Origin of the sequence: Micromonospora sp. DH14 (assembly GCF_029809455.1) — a bacterium.
GTDB classification, from domain to species: domain Bacteria; phylum Actinomycetota; class Actinomycetes; order Mycobacteriales; family Micromonosporaceae; genus Micromonospora; species Micromonospora parva.
The window spans coordinates 214,952-228,262 of sequence record NZ_JARVKT010000001.1 but is presented as its reverse complement, the minus strand read 5'-3'; the positions used below and the strand labels follow the sequence as shown (position 1 = coordinate 228,262).

General features: G+C 73.1%; 13 protein-coding genes. 7 read left to right on the top strand and 6 right to left on the bottom strand.

The features are described 5' to 3' along the window. Nucleotides 1-134: 134 nt before the first annotated feature. On the top strand, nt 135-1,358 hold the full coding sequence (gene mycP, locus QCZ28_RS01095) for a type VII secretion-associated serine protease mycosin (protein WP_279514790.1): 1,224 nt from the start codon (nt 135-137) through the stop codon (nt 1,356-1,358). Nucleotides 1,359-1,443: 85 nt separating this feature from the next. Here the strand turns inward: mycP and QCZ28_RS01090 are convergent, their stop codons facing one another. Then, nucleotides 1,444-1,737: a WXG100 family type VII secretion target gene (locus tag QCZ28_RS01090; RefSeq protein WP_030334171.1), complete on the bottom strand. Its 294-nt coding sequence runs from the start codon at nt 1,735-1,737 to the stop codon at nt 1,444-1,446. A gap of 21 nt (nt 1,738-1,758) precedes the next feature. After that, nucleotides 1,759-2,079, bottom strand: a complete 321-nt coding sequence (locus tag QCZ28_RS01085) for a WXG100 family type VII secretion target (RefSeq protein ID WP_030334170.1) — start codon at nt 2,077-2,079, stop codon at nt 1,759-1,761. A 434-nt stretch (nt 2,080-2,513) separates the two neighbouring features. On the opposite strand from QCZ28_RS01085, the gene eccE reads away from it, so the two are divergent. The 4 genes from eccE (at nt 2,514) to rarD (ending at nt 6,351) form a co-directional block, all read left to right on the top strand. Continuing rightward, on the top strand, nt 2,514-4,328 hold the full coding sequence (eccE, locus tag QCZ28_RS01080) for a type VII secretion protein EccE (protein WP_279515279.1): 1,815 nt from the start codon (nt 2,514-2,516) through the stop codon (nt 4,326-4,328). Nucleotides 4,329-4,415: 87 nt separating this feature from the next. After that, a complete protein-coding gene (locus QCZ28_RS01075; protein WP_030334166.1) occupies nt 4,416-4,802 on the top strand; it encodes a phage holin family protein in 387 nt (128 codons plus the stop codon). A 128-nt stretch (nt 4,803-4,930) separates the two neighbouring features. Continuing rightward, nucleotides 4,931-5,428, top strand: coding sequence for a GNAT family N-acetyltransferase (locus tag QCZ28_RS01070; protein ID WP_279514789.1), 498 nt, complete (start codon nt 4,931-4,933; stop codon nt 5,426-5,428). Further along, on the top strand, nt 5,425-6,351 hold the full coding sequence (gene rarD, locus QCZ28_RS01065) for an EamA family transporter RarD (protein WP_279514788.1): 927 nt from the start codon (nt 5,425-5,427) through the stop codon (nt 6,349-6,351). The genes QCZ28_RS01070 and rarD overlap by 4 nt, the downstream gene beginning before the upstream one ends. Before the next feature lie 19 nt (nt 6,352-6,370). Here rarD and QCZ28_RS01060 read toward each other — a convergent pair whose 3' ends face one another. Further along, nucleotides 6,371-7,087, bottom strand: coding sequence for a zf-HC2 domain-containing protein (locus QCZ28_RS01060; RefSeq protein ID WP_279514787.1), 717 nt, complete (start codon nt 7,085-7,087; stop codon nt 6,371-6,373). Further along, nucleotides 7,084-7,578 carry a sigma-70 family RNA polymerase sigma factor gene (locus tag QCZ28_RS01055; protein ID WP_279515278.1) on the bottom strand — a complete coding sequence of 165 codons (495 nt, stop codon included), beginning with the start codon at nt 7,576-7,578 and terminating at the stop codon, nt 7,084-7,086. Before QCZ28_RS01055 ends, QCZ28_RS01060 begins: the two co-directional genes overlap by 4 nt. A 249-nt stretch (nt 7,579-7,827) precedes the next feature. Between QCZ28_RS01055 and QCZ28_RS01050 the strand changes: the two genes are divergently transcribed. Next, nucleotides 7,828-9,957: a PhoX family phosphatase gene (locus QCZ28_RS01050; RefSeq protein WP_279514786.1), complete on the top strand. Its 2,130-nt coding sequence runs from the start codon at nt 7,828-7,830 to the stop codon at nt 9,955-9,957. A gap of 103 nt (nt 9,958-10,060) precedes the next feature. On the opposite strand, the gene QCZ28_RS01045 is transcribed toward QCZ28_RS01050, so the two are convergent. Continuing rightward, entirely contained in the window at nt 10,061-10,843 is a 783-nt protein-coding gene (locus QCZ28_RS01045) for an IclR family transcriptional regulator C-terminal domain-containing protein (RefSeq protein WP_279514785.1), read from the bottom strand. A 154-nt stretch (nt 10,844-10,997) separates the two neighbouring features. Between QCZ28_RS01045 and QCZ28_RS01040 the strand changes: the two genes are divergently transcribed. Beyond that, nucleotides 10,998-12,227 carry an MFS transporter gene (locus tag QCZ28_RS01040; RefSeq protein ID WP_279514784.1) on the top strand — a complete coding sequence of 410 codons (1,230 nt, stop codon included), beginning with the start codon at nt 10,998-11,000 and terminating at the stop codon, nt 12,225-12,227. Here QCZ28_RS01040 and QCZ28_RS01035 read toward each other — a convergent pair. Continuing rightward, nucleotides 12,203-13,288, bottom strand: a complete 1,086-nt coding sequence (locus QCZ28_RS01035; RefSeq protein ID WP_030334147.1) for a polyprenyl synthetase family protein — start codon at nt 13,286-13,288, stop codon at nt 12,203-12,205. The genes QCZ28_RS01040 and QCZ28_RS01035 overlap by 25 nt on opposite strands. Nucleotides 13,289-13,311: the final 23 nt, after the last annotated feature.

The following is a 13,311-nucleotide window of genomic DNA, read 5'->3' as shown; positions in this document are numbered from 1 at the left end:
GAACAGGCCACAGGTATCGCGTACAACCTACAAGGTGGCACCAAGATCACAATGGCTGGCCGGCGGCGGCCGGTCAGGGTGTCGGGGAGGCGATAACATCCCGTTCCGGAGCCGACACGATACGGAGGGCGTCGATGTCCCGGTCGATCACGCGCCCGGTCCTCGCCGGTCTGGCCGCCAGCCTCTTGACCGTACCGGCCCTTCCGACCGTCGCCGTCGCCGCCGGGTTCCGGGCGGCGCCGGCCTGCGCGACGGCACTCGCCCCCGTCCGGCCGGTCACCGCCGCGCCCTGGCCGCAGCAACGGTACGACCCCGCCCGGCTCGCGCCGCTGGCCACCGGCGTCGGGGTGACCGTCGCGGTGGTCGACTCCGGGGTGGACCGGGTGCACCCGCAGCTGGCCGGGCGGGTGCTGGCCGGTGCCGACCTGCTCGACCCCGGCGGGGACGGCCGTCGGGACTGCGCCGGGCACGGCACCGGTGTGGCGAGCATCATCGCGGCGGCGCCCCACCCCGACGTCGCCTTCCGCGGGCTCGCGCCGGGTGCCCGGATCCTGCCGGTGCGGGTGAGTGAGCAACAGGTGGTGCAGGGGCGGGAGTCGGGGCGTACGGTCAGCGCCGACGAGTTCGCCCGGGCCATCCGGTGGGCCGTCGACCACGACGCCGACGTGGTGAACCTGTCCGTGGTGCTGTACGCGGACGACCCCGAGGTCCGTGCTGCCGTCCGGTACGCGGTCGACCGGAACGTGGTGCTGGTGGCCGCCGCCGGGAACCTGCACGACAGCGGGAACCCCCGACCGTTCCCCGCCGGTTACGACGGGGTGCTCGGTGTGGGCGCGATCGGGGCGGACGGCGGGCGGGCGACCTTCTCGCAGACCGGCCCGTACGTCGACCTGGTGGCACCCGGCAGCGAGGTGCTGACCGCCGCCCCCGGCGCAGGCCACCACCGGGTCGAAGGCACCAGTTACGCGGCGCCCTTCGTGGCCGCCACGGCAGCTCTGCTGCGGGAGTACCGGCCGGAGCTGACCGCCGCCCAGGTCGCGGAGCGGATCATCGCCACCGCCGATCCAGCTCCGGGCGCGGGCCACGGCGGCGGGTACGGCGCCGGGGTGTTGAACCCATACCGGGCGGTCACCGAGACCAGCGGCGGCCGGCCGGCGGGCGCGGTGCCGGTCGCCGCGCTCGCCGACGACCGGGCCGACCCGGCGCAACGCGCCCGCCAGACCCGCCGGGCCGCCGCGCGGGACCGGGCCCTGCTGGTCGGCGCGGTGGTCGGCATGACGGCGCTCACCGTGGCGCTGCTGGCAGTGGTGGTGCCCCGGGGCGCCCGTCGGCGCTGGCGCCCGGCCGGCCCGGCCTGAGCCCACCCACTCGCGGCCCGGCCCTGCGACCGGCCGCGGGCGGGGCGCTGACCCGGACACGGTCAGCGCTCCCGGCCCACATCGCTCACTGGAACAGCCCGGTGTTCTTCTTCTCGGTGTCCAGGTAGTCGGTGGCGGAGTCGTTCACCGCCAGCCTGATGTCACGCAGCATCGCCTGGAGGTCCTGTGAGGCCGAGCGCCACCGCGCCTGCCGCTGCTCGTAGGCCTGCCGCGCCTCGCCCGTCCAGCTCGCCACCAGCGGGGCGGCGTCCCGTTCGAGTTGACCGAGTTGCGCGTCGAGGGTGTTCAACGCTTTCTGGATGTCAGCGCCGGCCTGCTGCAGCGCGGCGAAGTTGACGACCAGCACACCATGGTCCATCGGATTCCCTCCCCAGCGGGATCAGAGCGGCAGCTGGATGCCGCCGCGGTTGGTGCCGGCCACCCGGCTGGCCACCTCGTCGTCGGACACGTCGTACTGCCGGCCGGCGGTGCGGATCGCACCGGCGGTCTCCCGCAGGGCGCGGTGCAGCGCGGCCTGGTCCTGTGACCACTGCTGCTTGACCTGCTCGAACGACCGGCCGCCAGCGCCACGCCAGGCCTGCTGCAACACCTCCAGCTCGGCCAACAGGCCGGTCAGCATGGACTGCAACGACTGGTCCACCTGCTCGAACTTCGCGGCGGTCTGCTGCATGACTGCGGCTTCTGCCTTGGTTTGGGACACCCGGACGTCACCTCGTTTCTCGGATCGAACCTGGCCGTCGACGCGTCCACGGTGGGCGACGCGTCGTCGCTTGGCCCGGTCGTCGAGCACTGAGACACGGGTCAGCGAAGGACTTCGTGGCTGACGGTAGCGACCTCGTAGCAGTTCTGCCACCCCACGGGCTTCCCCTGTGGACAACCGAGGCGGCCATCGGTCGCTTACGATGTGCCGCAGCCACGTCGCGGCGCGTGACGGGCCGTCAGCGGCGGCCGACCGCCCGACCCGGTCCCACTGGTCGAGGAGGCACGGTGCCGGCGATCACCACCGGAGGGCCGCACCCACCGACCCCTGTCGACTCCGGGGCAGGGGCCCGCGCACCGGCGACCGGGCCGGCCCGACCCACCGACAGTGGCCCGGCGTCGGCCGGTCAGCGCGCGCCCGGTCGTCGGTCGACGGTGGGCCGCTGGGTGGCGGTCGGCCGTCGCGCGGGTGCCCGCACGCGAGCCGGCCAACTGGTCACCGCGCAGGTCGCGGCGGCGCTCGTCCTCGTCGCCCTGGGCCGCCCCGCACCGGTCGTCGCGGCGGCCGCCCTGGTGGCCGTGCTGCTGGTGGCGGCCGCCTGGGTGCCGCTTCGGGGGCGGTGGCTCTTCGAGTGGCTGGGCACCGCCGTCGGGCACCTCACCCGCCGTCGGGCGCTGACCGGGCCGGCCGGAGCGGCTGAACTGCTCGACCTGGTCGCCCCGGGCACCGTCGTCCGCTCGACCGAGCTGACCGGTGGGCCGGCGGCGGTCCTGGCGGACACCACGGGAATGGTCGCGCTGCTGGAGTTGGGTGACCCGGGCGACCTGCTGGGCGACGCGTCCCAGGCGATCCCCGCCCCGGCCGCGTTGCTCCCGCCGGCCGGGCCGGACCTGCCCCCACAGCTGGTCCAACTGCTGCTCGCGGGCGCACCGGCACCGGTGCCGAGCGCCGGTGGCACGGTCGGCACCTCGTACCGGCAGCTCACCGACGGGCGGCTCGCCGGGCGGGAACGGGCGGTGGTGGCCGTCCGGGTGCTGCGGGTCGACGGTTGGTCCGAGGAGGATCTGCGCCGGGTGCTCGCCGGCACGGTCCGCCGGATCGTCAGGCGTCTCGGGCCGTTGGCCGCGCGACCGCTCGGGGTGCCCGCGGCGCTGCGCGTCCTGGGCGAGTTGGCCCACCAGGACGGCGAACCGGTCCGGGAGTCCTGGCCGGTGATCCGGTCCGGCACTCTGGTCCAGGCCACCTTCCTGCTGACCCAGTGGCCCGACCCGGGCGGTACGGGTGGACGCCGGCTGGTGCCCCGCCTGCTCGCGCTGCCGGCGACGGCCACGACGGTGTCCCTGTGCTCGGGTCCGGCGCCGACGGTGACGCCGTCGTCGCATCCACCGGCGACCACCGCAGTGCCGACCGAGCTGACGGTGCGTCTGGCGGCCGGGACGGCGGCCGAGTTGGCGGCGGCCACCGAGGCGCTGGTCCGACTGGTGACCGACCTGGGCGGAAAGCTGCGGCGGCTCGACGGTGCCCACCTGAGCGGGCTGGCCGCCACGCTGCCGCTGGCGTTGCCGGCGTCCGGAGCGCAACCCCGCCCACCGGCAGCCGGGTCGCAGCCCGGCGCAGCGGTGACCGACTGGGAGCTCTCGGTGGGCGACGCGGGGCTGATGGTCGGCACCAACCGGCACGGCAGGGCCGTCACCGTACGACTGTTCCGGCCGGAGAGCACCCGGGTGCTGCTGGTCGGCGGGGTGCGCGCCGCCCAACTGGTGGGCCTGCGCGCGCTGGCACTCGGCGCCCTGGTGGTGGTGCAGACGGTCCGGCCACGCGCCTGGGAGCCGTTCGTCCGGGGGGTTGGCGCACCGGGCGGCACGATCCCGTTGCTGCCGCCGGGTCGGGCGGTCGCCGACGGGGTGGGTACGGCGCTGCGTCCGTTGTTGTTGATCGTCGACGCCGGGCCGGTGGCGGCCGAGGCCGCGCCGGGCCCGCCGTGGCGGGCCACACTGGTGGTACGCGACGAGCTGACACCGGCGGATGTGGACACGCTGAGCCGGGCCGACCTGGCGCTGCTCCAGCCGTTGACCTCCGCCGAGGCCGCCCTGGCCGGAGCAGCGCTGGGGCTGGGCGGCTCGGCCGAGTGGCTGACCCGGATCCGGGAGGACATGGTGGCGGTGGTCAACCGCCGGGCGCTGCGCTGGGCGCTGCTCTCCCCCACACCGATCGAGGCGCAGCTGATCGGGCCGCCGAGGCGCGGCTGACCGGTCGGGCCGCCGAGGCGCGGCTGATCACCAGGATGGCCAGCTGTCGGGTTACGCCGGTGCGTGGTCCGTGGCACGATCCCCGCCATGGGTTTTCTGAAAGGTCTGCTGATTCGGCTGGCCAGCACAGCTCTGGCTTTCTGGCTGGCCACGCTCCTCATTCCGGGCATCTCCCTGGATTCGAACTCGGCCACCGAGACGGTGACCACGCTGCTTCTGGTGGCGGTGATCTTCGGTGTGGTCAACGCGGTTCTCCAGCCGATCATCAAGACCGTCGGCTGTGGCTTCTACCTGCTGACCCTGGGTCTCATCGCCCTGGTGGTGAACGGTCTGCTGTTCCTGCTCACCAGCTGGATCGCCGACCAGGCCGGGCTGCCGTTCGAAGTGGACGGTTTCTGGCCGGCGGCGGTGCTCGGCGCTCTCTTCGTGAGCATCGTGACCTGGATCCTCGGCGCCGTCCTCGACCGGGACTGACCGGCGACCAGCCAACACCGACCCGGCTTGCCGGGGCCCTCGACCTGGTCCGGGGCCCCGGCGGGCCGCTGACCAGAGTTCGGGAATTGGCCGGCCCGGGTGCCCATCCCGACGGTTAGCGTCGCGGCATGTTCTCACTGACCCACACCGACGGTCACCTGCTCAGCACCGATCCGGCGCGGATCGATCTGGACCTGGTGCACCACTGGTTGTCCACCGACGCGTACTGGGCGCTCGGGCGGGACCGGGAGACCACCGAACGGTCGTTCGCCGGCTCACTGCCGTTCGGCATCTACCGCCCGAAGGACGGCCGCCAGGTGGCGGTGGCCCGGGTCGTCACGGACGGTGCCACCTTCGCCTGGCTCTGCGACGTGTACGTCGACCGGGCCGCCCGGGGACGGGGACTGGGCGGGTGGCTGGCCGGCGCGGTCCGCGACCACCTGGCCGAGCTGGGCGTACGCCGGATCCTGCTCTGCACCAACGACGCGCACCAGGTGTACGCGGGGGTTGGCTTCACGCCGCTGGACAACCCGCAGCGGTGGATGCAGCTCGACCGGCGACCGCCGGTGACCCCGATCACCGGAAAGGAACAAGGCAGCACTACGCCCCTTACGGTGGAAGCGTGACACCACTCCGCCTGGGATACCTCTACGGGCTCGGCGCGTACCTGCTCTGGGGTTTCTTTCCGCTCTACCTGAAGCTGCTGCGACCCGCCGGCCCGCTGGAGATCCTGGCCCACCGGATCGTCTGGTCGGTGCTCTTCGTGGCCCTGCTGCTGGCGGCGCTGCGCAACGTCGGCTTCCTGCGGGCGCTGCTGCGCCGCCCCTGGGCGATGGCGGGGATCGTGGCCGCCGCCGCGCTGATCGCCGTCAACTGGGGCACCTACATCTACGGGGTGAACTCCGACCGGGTGGTGGAGACCGCGCTCGGTTACTTCATCAACCCGCTGGTCGTGGTGCTGCTCGGGGTGACGGTGCTGCGGGAGCGGCTACGCCCGGCGCAGTGGGTGGCGCTCGGGATCGGCGCGTCGGCGGTCGCGGTGCTCACCATTGACTACGGTCGGCTGCCCTGGCTGGCGTTGACCCTGGCGTTCAGCTTCGCCGGCTACGGCCTGGTCAAGAAGCGGCTGGGGCTGCCGGCGGCCGAGGGGCTCTTCGTCGAGTCGGCGGTGCTGGCGTTGCCGGCGCTGGGCTACCTGGGGTGGCTCACGGCGAAGGCCGACCTGACCTTCGGGCACGTCTCCGCCGGGCACACCGCACTGCTGGTGCTGGCCGGCGCGGCCACGGCGATTCCGCTGCTCATGTTCGCCGGGGCGGCCAACCGGCTGCCCCTGAGCGGCCTCGGCATGATCCAGTACCTGGCGCCGATCCTTCAGCTCGGCTGCGGTGTGCTGATCTTCCACGAGCCGATGCCGCCGGCCCGTCTGGCCGGCTTCGCGCTGGTCTGGCTGGCCCTGATCGTCTTCACCGCCGACGCAGTCCGCTCCTCCCGCCGCACCCGCCAGTCCCGCCGACCCACCCCAACCCCAACCCCCGTCCCCACCCCCTGACCCGAGGTCGCGCGCAGGGTCAGGGGACGGCGTAGGTGAGGATCGGCGTGCCATCGGCCCTCTGCAGTTCCACGCTGACCAGCTCGGCGTCGGTGAACCTGGTGGCACCGGTGAAGCTGAGATCGTCACCGGGGGCCGCCAGCCAGGAGCCGATCTGCTCGGTGGCGCCGTTCGGGCCGCGCGCCACGAGCCGGAACGGGTACGCCTTGCCGTAGCTCGTCCGCGCGTCGTACCCGCAGCGCATGGTCACCTCGGTACCCCACTTGGTGCCGGTGAGCCCGAGGTCGGCGTGCACCGGCCCGGCGGCGGCCACCGGTCGCATGGCCACCATCGACACCTGCGGGGCCGGGGTGCCCTGCGCCCCGGGCGGCCCGGGAGGGCCGGCCGGTCGGGGCAGCGCCATCGCCGTCCCCACGCCGACCAGCAGCGCCAGCCCGGCGGCGGCCAGTGTGGTCAGCGCGTACCGTCGCCGGTCCGCGAAGCGTTCCCGACGGCGGCGCTGGCGGGCCTCGGCGAGCAGCGCGGGCACCCTGGGCGGTGCCGGTGGCGGCAGGATCTGCTCCAGCCCCGCCGGGTCGAGGCGTCCGAGCAACCCGGGCAGCACGGCGATCTCGGCGACCGCCTCCCGGCACGAGGCGCAGCCGCCGAGGTGCCGCTCGTAGGCCGCCCGCTCGGCAGGGGCCAGGGCACCCAGCACGTACGCGCCGTCGTCGTACGCGAACTCGCACCGGGTCATCCCGTCACCCCCATCTCGGCAAGGACCAACCGTAGAGACCGCAGCGCGTAGTGGGTGCGGGATTTCACGGTCCCCGGCGGCACGCCCAGGCGGGACGCCGCCTCGGCCACCGACCGCCCCTGGTAGAAGCACTCGACCAGCACTTCCCGGTGGGTCGGGCTGAGGCGGTTCAGCGCTTCGGCGACGGTCCACGCCTCCACCGCCCGTTCGGCCTCGTCGATCACCTCGGGCGGCTCCGGCAGGTCGTCGGTGAACACCTCGCCGACCCGGGTGGATCGCCGCCGCCAGGCGTCGATGGCCAGGTTGCGGGCGGTGGTGAACAGCCAGGACCGCACCGATCCGCGTCTCGGGTCGAGTGACTCCGGATGTCGCCAGGCCCGCAGCAGCGTCTCCTGGACCAGGTCCTCGGCCCGCTGCCGGTCCCCGTTGACCAGCCGCAGGGCGTGGGTGTACAGCGCCTCCGCGTGCTCGTCGTGCAACGCGCGCAGCAGTTGGGCGTCGTGGTCGCTGATGGCGGTCTCCTCGCTTCCGGCGCGCGTCCGGCGGTGGCGTCCGCCTGGGAATACGTGCGGTCACGCCGATCGGTTCAGCCCGAGGTCAGGCCGGTTGCGGGGTGGTTGCCGCCCGTGAAGGTGTTCATGCCCGGTTCACACCGTGGCCGACGTGCGCTCACCACGTCCTCCTAGCGTCCGGCTGGTACGCCGCCTGTCGTGCCACCGACTCCTCTGGAGGCCTCCCCCATGAGCGACCGCCCCCGGCTGCTCCCCCTGTTGACCGGCGCCCGCCATGGCACCCGTGACGCCATGACCTGTCTGTACCGGTGCGGAAACGCCTGCGACCACCCGGTACCGAACACCTCCGACAACGCGTACTTCGGCGACGTGGTGAACGCCGAGATGTCCCGGCGTGGCGTTGTCCGGGCCGGCGCGGTGGGCGCGCTGGTGCTCGGTTTCGGCGGCGCGGCGGCCGGTGCGCTGGCCGGTGCGGCCCCGGCCGTGGCCGCACCGGCCACCACCCCGGACGTCCCGGAGGCCTTCGGTTTCGGCCGCCCGAGCACCGGAGTCGGCAGCGGGGCGCTGACCTTCAAGCCGATCCCGCCGAACAAGTTGGACACCCTCGTCGTGCCGAATGGCTACGACCACGCCGTGGTGATCAAGTGGGGTGACCCGGTGCTGCCGGGTGCACCGGAGTTCAACCTGCACCACCAGAGCGCCGCCGCGCAGTCCAAGCAGTTCGGTTACAACAACGACTTCGTCGGTGTGCTGCCGCTGGACAAGCAGGGCAAGCGGGCGCTGCTCGTGGTCAACCACGAGTACACCAACGAGGACCTGATGTTCCCGGGCTTCCCGGGCCTGGACGGGCTCTCCGTGGAGCAGCTGCGCACCGCCATGGCCGCGCACGGCATGTCAGTGGTGGAGCTCGAACGCGTCGCGGGCACCGGGCAGTGGCAGCCGGTCGGCAAGGGCCCCCGGCCGTACAACCGGCGGGTCACCGCGCTGAGCACCAAGTTCGATCTCACCGGCCCGGCCGCCGGCTCGGCCTGGCTGAAGACCGCCGCCGACCCGAAGGGTCGTACCGTCGTCGGCACGTTGAACAACTGCGCCGGTGGCGTGACCCCGTGGGGCACCGTGCTGTCCGGCGAGGAGAACTTCAACCAGTACTTCGTGGGCGCCGACGCGGCCCCGGCCGAGTTGAAGCCGAAGCTGGACCGCTACGGCATCGGCACCGCCAGCCGCTACCCCAGCGGCAGCCGCAAGTGGGAGCGCGCGGACGAGCGCTTCGACCTGGCGAAGCACCCCAACGAGGCACACCGCTTCGGCTGGGTCGTCGAGATCGACCCGTTCGACCCGGAGAGCCGCCCGCGCAAGCACACCGCGCTGGGCCGGTTCAAGCACGAGGGTGCCAACGTGATCGTCGCGAAGGACGGCCACGTGGTCGCGTACATGGGCGACGACGAGCGGTTCGACTACCTCTACAAGTTCGTCTCGGACAAGAAGTTCATGAAGGGCAACTCCTGGGCTGCCCGCAAGCACAACCTGACCCTGCTGGAGTCCGGCACGCTCTACGTGGCGAAGCTCGACCAGAGCAGCGCCGCCGAGATCGACGGCTCGGGCAAGCTCCCCACCGACGGCGCCTTCAACGGCCGGGGTCGCTGGATCAAGCTGGTCAGCGGCAACCGGTCGTTCGTCGACGGGATGACCGCCGCCGACGTGCTCACCTTCACCCGGCTCGCCGGTGACAAGGTCGGCGCGACCAAGATGGACCGCCCCGAGGACGTCGAGCCGAGCCTGCTCACCGGCAAGGTGTACGTGGCGTTGACCAACAACACCAACCGCGGCGTCGGCAGCAACCCGAAGCCGGACGAGGCCAACCCGCGCAACGCCAACAAGCACGGCCAGATCCTGGAGTTGGTCGAGGACCGCAACGACAACGCCGCGGAGACCTTCGCCTGGTCGCTGCCGATCGTCTGCGGCGACCCGACCGACCCGACGACGTTCTTCGCCGGGTACGACAAGGCCCAGGTGTCCCCGATCTCCTGCCCGGACAACGTCGCCTTCGACGCCACCGGCAACCTCTGGATCTCCACCGACGGCAACGCGCTGGGCAGCAACGACGGCCTGTTCGCCACCGCCGTGGAGGGTCCGCAGCGGGGTCACCTCAAGCAGTTCCTGACCGTGCCGCTCGGCGCGGAGACCTGCGGCCCGTTCATCACCGGCGACAACCGTTCGCTCTTCGTCGCGGTGCAGCACCCGGGCGAGATCACCGGCGCTTCGGTGGAGAACCCGGCCTCGAACTGGCCGGACGGCGACTACGCCAAGCCGGGCGTGGTGGTCACCTGGCGCCTCGACGGCGGCCCGGTGGGCAGCTGACGTCGTACCCGCGGCCGAAAGGCCGGTGACGTTGTTCCCGGCGGTCCGGCGCTGGACCGCCCCGAGAGGCCCTCTCCCAACCGGGGAGAGGGCCTCTCGGCGGTCAGTTGTCGGAGGCGATGCCGTCGGCCACGCTGCGGGCCACGGTGAGCAGCTTGGCGCGTACCACCCGGGCGGAGGTCATCATCTCGCTGGCCGGCAACGCGCAGGCCAGCACGACGCGGCGTTCCATGTCCTTGTCCGGCGCGACGAGCACCGCGGCGCAGGCCACCCCCTGCCGGAACTGTCCCATCTCCAACTGCATGCCGCGCCGGTCGCCGGCGGCCAGGTCGGCCTCGAAACTCTCGGGGGTGGTCAGCGTGGCGGTGGTGAACGGGCGCATGCCGTACTCACGCAGATAGCGGTAGCGCTGGTCGCTCGTCAGGGTGGCGAGCAACGACTTGCCGAGGGCTGTGGCGTGCGCCCCCTCGTCGAAGCCGGGGACCAGGTCCTCCAGGTGGGGCGAGCGGTGCCCCTCGGCGACCGCGGTCAGGGCCACCTGACCGCCGACGAACCGACCGAGGTAGTGGCTGTAGCCGGTGTCCAGAGCGGCCCGCCGCAGCGTCTCACCGACCACCGGAGGGCCCCGGAACGCGGTGACAAGCTCCCGGTACCGGTCGGCCACCTCCAACCCCACGATGTACGTGCCGTCCTCGCGACGGATCACGTAGCCCTCGTAGGCGAGGGTGCGGACCAGGTGGTACGTGGTGGCCACGGTCAGCTCACAGCGCCGGGCGATCTGCTTGACGGTCAGGCCCTTCGGGGCGCGACCGACCGACTCCAGCACCCGTAGCGCTCGGGACACGCTGCGAATCAGGTCCGAAGGTTCTGCCAAGGGGTCGCGCACAACCACCTCCGCCGCCGGGGACTTACACCATATGAAAAACAGGCCCGGTGCGAAATGCCTGTTCGGGTCGAGGATGCCAGATCACCATCCACAGCTAGTGCCCCGCCGGTCACCAGGAGTGCGCTGAGCGGGGCTCACGTAGGTTTGCCCAACGATGACCAACACCGCCAACACCCCCGATCCGGCGCTCGCCCGACCCCATCCGGTCCGGGCCAGCGCCGGCGCAGTCGCCACCACCGTGGCCTGCGTACTCCCCGTCTTCCTGCTCGGCGGTCTCGCCGTGCAGATGGGCACCGACCTCGGCTTCTCGCCGGCCGGCCTGGGCCTGGCCGTCTCCGTCTACTTCGGGGTCAGCGCGCTGGCCTCGGTGCCCTCCGGCCGCCTGGTCGAGCGGTACGGACCGACAGTGGTGGCCCGCAGCGGCATCCTGCTGGCCGCCGGGTCGATGCTGGCCATGGCCGCCTTCGCCCGGTCGTACCCGGTGCTGGTCGGCCTGCTGGCGCTCAGCGCCGCGGCCAACGCGCTCGGCCAACTGGCCAGCAACACCGCGCTCGCCCAGCACGTGCCGGCGCGACGGCAGGGGCTGTCGTTCGGGGTCAAGCAGGCCGCCATCCCGGTCTCCACCCTGCTGGCCGGGGCGGCGGTACCCACCATCGCGCTCACCGCCGGCTGGCGCTGGGCGTTCGTGGCCGCCGCGGTGGCCGCGCTGACCACGCTTGCCGCCGTACCCCGGCAGTTGCCCGGCCCGGCCCGGCGAGCCGGCGCGACGCGCGCTGCGCGGGCGACGGTGGCGCTGGTGGTGATCGGCGCGGCGGCGACGCTGGCGTCGGGCGCGGCCAACGCGCTGGGCACCTTCCTGGTCGACTCCGCCGCCGCCCGGGGCCTCTCGCCGGGCCTGGCCGGCCTCACCCTGACCCTGGGCAGCGCGGTCTGCGTGGCCGCCCGGGTGGGCGCCGGCTGGCTGGCCGACCGCCGCGACACCGGCCACGTCGCCCTCATCGCCGCGATGCTGCTGGTCGGCGCGGTCGGGCTGGGCCTGCTCGCGGTGACCGGCTCGGTGCCGCTGGTCGTCGGCGTGGTGCTCGGCTTCGGCCTGGGCTGGGCCTGGCCCGGCCTGATGAACTTCGCGGTGGTCCGGCTGCACCCGCAGTCACCGGCCGCCGCCACCTCGATCACCCAGACCGGGGTGTACGCGGGCGGCTGCCTCGGCCCGCTGAGCCTCGGCCCACTCGCCGCGCACCTCGGCTACCCGGCGATGTGGACCACCGCGGCCGTGGCGATGCTCCTCGCCGCCGCTCTCATGCTCGCCGGCAGCCGACTGTTGACCCGCGTCGCCGCCGCAGCGGGGCGGGGCGCGGATCAGCTGGTGCGGTCGGCGATGTAGTCGCAGAGCGACTCGAGCGCGCTGCGGGACGGGCCGTGCGGCAGCGGGGCGAGCTGCGCACGGGCCTCCTCGGCGTAGCTGCGCACCGTCTCCCGGGCCCGCTTGAGCGCCGGGCTCTCCCGCAGCAGCCCCAACGCCTCGGCGTGCAACGCGTCGTCGGTCAACGGGCCGGTCGCCAGGATCTCCCGCAGCCGCACCGACGACGCGTCGGAGTCGTCCGCCTCACGGGCGTAGAGCACCGGCAGCGTCGGGACACCCTCGCGCAGGTCGGTGCCGGGGGTCTTGCCCGACTGCACCGACTCGGAGGCGATGTCCAGCAGGTCGTCGGAGAGCTGGAAGGCGACGCCGATCGTCTCGCCGTACCCGGCGAGGGCCTCCACGTGCTCGGGGGCGGCGCCACCGAACATGCCGCCGAAACGGGCCGACGTGGCGATCAGCGAGCCGGTCTTCTCGGCGATGACGTGCAGGTAGTGGCTCACCGGGTCGTCATCGGGGCGTGGCCCCACGGTCTCCGCGATCTGACCGTGCACCAGCCGGGCGAAGGTGCGCGCCTGCAACCGGACCGCCTCGGGGCCCAGATCAGCGGCGATGTCCGCCGCGCGGGCGAAGAGGTAGTCACCGACCAGGATGGCGACCGAGTTGGTCCACCGGGAGTTCGCGCTCGGCGCGCCCCGACGGACGGCGGCCTCGTCCATCACGTCGTCGTGGTAGAGGGTGGCGAGGTGAGTGAGCTCCATCACCACGGCGGCCGGGACGACCTGCGCACCGGTCGGGTCACCGAACTGCGCGCCGAGCGCCACCAGCAACGGCCGGAAACGCTTCCCACCGGCCTCCACGAGGTGCCGGGCAGCCTCCGTGACGAACGGGTCGGCGCTGGACACGCTGGCCCGCAACTCGACCTCGACCGTGTCGAGCAGGCCCACCACGGACGCCTCGACACGGGGATCGGCGAGATTGAGACCAAGCGCGCCGAACTGACTCGTGCTCGCCCGACCCCGCCGACCGCCGGAGCCGGAGGCACCTGAACGCTCGCCCGCCGGATTCACCACGCCATCAACCATGCCACACCCGTACGACCTGCTCC